Genomic DNA, 741 nt, shown 5'->3' on the forward strand with positions numbered 1-741 from the left:
TCACCCCGCCGGTCGCATTGGCATAGATGATGCGTGTGTTGCCGTTGCCGGTGATGACGTCATCGCCGCCCAGGCCTTCGAACTGGTTGTAGGTGCCGTTGTTGCCGACGTTGGAAGCACCGTTCTGGCCGTAGCCCGTTGCGTTGTAGCTGTCGGCGTAGCCGGTGCCCTGAATGCCCTCGATCGAGCGCAGCGTATCGCTGCCGATCGACGCGTCGCCGGTCGCCGTGCCCGCCGCCATGTCGACGGTCACACCGCCCGTGACCGTGCTGAGGCTGTTGTAGATGGCAACGTCGAACCCGCCGCGACCGTCGATGTAATCGTCACCGCCAAGACCGGTGAAGTTGTTGTTGAAGCTGCTCCCGAGCAGCGTGTCCGAGAAAGTCGAGCCCTGCACCGCATTGACGCCGGTGAAGGTGTCGGTTCCCTCGGTCGCACCCGTGGCACTGCCGGCGACCGTGACTGCATTCGTCGTCCCGATGGCGCTGGTCTCGAGGTCGACGCTGACGCTCGAGGCGGCGATCTGGTAGTTCAGGCGGGTGAAGCCGTTGCCGATGATGGTGTCGTTGCCGCCGGCGCCGGCGAAGTCATTGAAGGCCCCCGAGGAGCCGACATTGGTCGCGCCGGCCTGACCGAAGCCGGTCGCATCGAAGGTGTCGTCAAAATTGGTGCCGCGGGCGGCCTCGACGTTGCGCAACGTGTCGGTGCCGACCGTCGCATCGCCGTTCACAATGCCCGCGG

1 protein-coding gene is annotated in these 741 nt (G+C 65.5%); it reads right to left on the reverse strand.

Features of this window, described 5'->3' with window-relative positions; all coding sequences use genetic code 11:
• Positions 1 to 741: calcium-binding protein (locus CWO91_RS43575; RefSeq protein WP_433995614.1), on the reverse strand; the 741-nt coding region annotated here is incomplete at both ends.

The sequence above is a fragment of the Bradyrhizobium genosp. SA-3 genome, from assembly GCF_004212635.1.
Classification (GTDB): domain Bacteria; phylum Pseudomonadota; class Alphaproteobacteria; order Rhizobiales; family Xanthobacteraceae; genus Bradyrhizobium.